The organism is Microbacterium sp. (assembly GCF_030149085.1).
In the GTDB taxonomy this organism is placed as follows: Bacteria; Actinomycetota; Actinomycetes; order Actinomycetales; family Microbacteriaceae; genus Microbacterium.
Window position 1 is genome coordinate 1 of sequence record NZ_JASBSF010000346.1, and the last position, 3,161, is coordinate 3,161.

Annotated in this window: 5 protein-coding genes; 3 read left to right on the forward strand and 2 right to left on the reverse strand. The window is 66.3% G+C overall.

Translation table 11 applies throughout. The annotated features are described in order from the left end of the window. On the reverse strand, nt 1-397 hold a 397-nt coding region (locus tag Q1V87_RS14240; protein ID WP_300594244.1), incomplete at its 3' end, for a GNAT family N-acetyltransferase. A gap of 77 nt (nt 398-474) precedes the next feature. Between Q1V87_RS14240 and Q1V87_RS14245 the strand changes: the two genes are divergently transcribed. The 3 genes from Q1V87_RS14245 (at nt 475) to Q1V87_RS14255 (ending at nt 2,358) form a co-directional block, all read left to right on the forward strand. After that, a complete protein-coding gene (locus tag Q1V87_RS14245; protein ID WP_300594247.1) occupies nt 475-936 on the forward strand; it encodes a DUF6790 family protein in 462 nt (153 codons plus the stop codon). An 88-nt stretch (nt 937-1,024) separates the two neighbouring features. Continuing rightward, nucleotides 1,025-1,207 (forward strand): hypothetical protein, encoded by a 183-nt coding sequence (locus Q1V87_RS14250; RefSeq protein WP_300594250.1) that lies wholly within the window; start codon nt 1,025-1,027, stop codon nt 1,205-1,207. Then, entirely contained in the window at nt 1,204-2,358 is a 1,155-nt protein-coding gene (locus Q1V87_RS14255; RefSeq protein ID WP_300594253.1) for a PQQ-dependent sugar dehydrogenase, read from the forward strand. The genes Q1V87_RS14250 and Q1V87_RS14255 overlap by 4 nt, the downstream gene beginning before the upstream one ends. A 15-nt stretch (nt 2,359-2,373) precedes the next feature. Here the strand turns inward: Q1V87_RS14255 and Q1V87_RS14260 are convergent. Then, nucleotides 2,374-3,161: helix-turn-helix domain-containing GNAT family N-acetyltransferase (locus tag Q1V87_RS14260; RefSeq protein WP_300594255.1), on the reverse strand; the 788-nt coding region annotated here is incomplete at its 5' end.

The window sequence follows — 3,161 nt, forward strand, 5'->3', positions numbered from 1 at the left end:
ACACACGACGGATGCCACTCGCACGTGCCTCGTCGATCGAGCGCTCGAGTAGGCGTGCGGCCACCCCCGATCCGTGGGAGGAGGGGAGGGCGTAGCACTTCGACAGCTCGGCGACAGGGCGCGCACGGTCATCGCCGAGCGCGACGCGGACGTCGGAGTCAGTCGGTTCGCCGAACACGAGCATCGTGTAGCCGACGAGCTTGCCCTCGATCTCATCGACGAGCACGACGCGGTCGGGGTCGACGAGGTAGCCGAGGAAGGATGCCTCGCTCAGGTGTGCATCGATGAACGCGCTCTGGTCGAGAGTCGTCGACTCCGGCGGGCACGCCAAGGGGAACGTCTCCGCGGCGAGCTCATGCAGCGCTGCGGCATCTTCCGGGACGGCACGACGAATCACGGCATCCATTCTGCCGTTCGCGCCGCTAGCTTTGGCATGAGAGCCGCATCGCCGCGGCCCGACCTGGGAGTGTGCCCGTGTACGCATTTATCATCCTGCTGCAAACGCTGATCTTGCCTGTCGTGTCCGGTGGGATCCAGCTCCTGGTGTCAGGGGGACATCCCCTCCTCGTCTTCGGTCTGTGGTGGGGCTTCTGGGGTGTCGGCATCCGTCTGACACTGGCCGGTCTCAGTCAGGTGATGAAACCCGACCGCACGCGCAAGATCCTGGGAGTCGATTCGACGGATGCCAACCAGGTCGTCCAGGAGCTCGGCTATGCCAACCTCGGGATGGGGGTGACAGCGCTCGCGATTCCTTTCCTGCCGACGTGGGGTGTGCTCTTGGCGGTACCAGGAGCGATCTTCCTGCTGCTTGCCGGCCTGCGGCACGTGTCCAAACCGGGCAAGAACACCGCCGAGCAGGTGGCCACGTGGACCGACCTGCTCGTCTTCCTGGGTGTGACCGCGGGCGTGGTGGGGCTCGCGATCGTCGGGTGGTGACCGGGCGCTCCCAGAACATCGCATCGAACGGAACGGGCGATCCTGGACGGATCGCCCGCAGTGGGCCGGTCGTCCGTAGGCTGGAGGCATGAACAAAGGCACTCTCTGGACGACCCTCGGAGTCATCGCGGCGATCGTGATCGCGTGGATTCTCGTGGAACTCCTTTGGGGCGTTGCTATGCTCATCGTGAAACTTGTGGTCGTGGCGGTCGTCGCCCTCTTCGTCTTCTTCCTGCTGCGCGCAGTCTTCTCGCGGTCCTCGTCTGAATGAACACGCGCACGGTTCGGGGCACAGCTGGCGCAGCGCTCCTCGCTGCGGCGCTGACCCTGACCGCGTGCGTGGAATCGGCATCCGAGCGCGTGCAGACCCCGAGCGCGGAGGCGACGACGCCGGCGGCAACACCCAGTCCGAGCACGTCATCGATTCCCGCGATGTGGCGCTCGGCCGGTGCGCCGACCGCCGTTGCGGCGAACCTGAGGGTGCCGTGGTCGGTCGTGCCCTTCGCCGATGGGACGCGCATCGTCAGCACGCGCGGCGGCGAGATCGTCGAGATCGACGCGAGCGGTTCGGTACGTACGATCGGCGGGATATCCGGCGTGAGTGCCACCGGCGAGGGTGGCCTTCTCGGGCTCGCTCTGCTCGAGAAGGATGCCGAAGCGTGGCTTTACGCCTATCTCACGAGCTGGGACGGGAACCGCGTCATCCGGATGCCGCTTCTGGGCGCTCCTGGTGAACGTGGTCTCGGTGGTGAGCAGATCATCCTCGAGGGCATCCCGAAGGCGAACACGCACAACGGCGGACGTATCGCTTTTGGTCCGGATGGGTACCTGTACGTCGCGACAGGGGATGCTGGAAACCGGGATGCATCGCAAGATCCCGGTTCGCTCGCGGGCAAGATCCTGCGGATCGACGCTGAGGGCTCACCGGCGCCGGGTAACCCGTTCGGCACTGCCGTCTACTCCCTCGGGCACCGCAACGTGCAGGGCTTGGCGTGGACCGACGATGGCGCTCTGTGGGCCACCGAGTTCGGTCAAGACCAGGTGGATGAGATCAACCGCATCGTGCCGGGCGGTAACTACGGCTGGCCGATCCACGAGGGGGCCGCGGGGGATCCCGCATTCATCGATCCGATCGTCACCTGGCCGACCGATCAGGCAAGCCCCAGCGGTCTGGCGGCTGTCGGGAACACCCTGTTTGTCGCGGCGCTGCGCGGTGAGCGGGTGTGGATGCTCGATGTCGGCCCCGAGGGGATGATCGGTGATCCGCAACCCCTGTGGATCGGGGAGTTCGGTCGCATCCGTGACGCTGCGGTCGACGACGACGAACTGCTGTTGCTGACCAGCAACACCGACGGGCGCGGCACGCCAGCGGGTGACGATGACCGGCTGCTTTCGGTTCCGCTCGTCGAGGCGGCACCGTAGGTCGAGAAAAGCGCCTTAGCTGGCGAGGTGCTTCTCAAACCAGTGATGCGCGTAGGGCTCGTCGTTGAATGCGGGAATCTCGACATAGCCCGCTGACCGGTACAGCCGAATGGCCTCGGTGAGTGTGCGGTTGGTATCGAGCCGCACCACCGTTGAGCCGGCATCCCTCGCGGCATCCTCGATGGCGGTGAGCAGGCGCCTGCCCAGGCCCATGCCGCGTGTCTCGGGGGCTACCCAGAGGCGTTTGATCTCGCCGACGCCGTCGGGGTGAATCTTGACGCCCACGCATCCGACGACGGTGCCCTTGAGTGTTGCGATCAGAAAGCGGCCCGCCGGGGGGCGGAGCGCGTCTGCGGGGGCGGGGCGGGTCGTGGCGGGATCGAATCCCAGCTCGAAGCGCTCCGCGAGCACGGCGTAGTACTGCGTGATCGCTTCGCGGGCTGCGGGTTCGTCGGGGTCGGTGGGTGAGATCTCAATTGCTGAAGCGGTCAGAAGTTTGCGCGTTGTTGCAGCGGCAGCAAGGAGCTGCTCTCGTTGTTTCGGCGTCAGCGGATCGAGGATCGCGTCGGCCAGGTCATCGGACAGGCGATCAAGGATGCTGATCTCAGCGCGTCCGGCATCCGTGATCTCCGCACGACGCACGCGGCTGTCGTCGTCGGATGCCACCGTCACGACCAGACCTTCGTGCTCGAGGCCCCGGAGCATGCGGCTGAGGTAGCCCGAATCCAATCCCAGACGGGTTCGCAGTTCCCGCACCTCCGCCCCGTCGGTGCCGATCTCCCAGAGCAGCCGGTCCAGGGCCA

Excerpts from the sequence above, each read along its gene's own strand:
- Q1V87_RS14250 (WP_300594250.1), top strand. The coding sequence starts at position 1,025 with ATGAACAAAGGCACTCTCTGGACGACCCTCGGAGTCATCGCGGCGATC.
- Q1V87_RS14255 (WP_300594253.1), top strand. The coding sequence starts at position 1,204 with ATGAACACGCGCACGGTTCGGGGCACAGCTGGCGCAGCGCTCCTCGCT.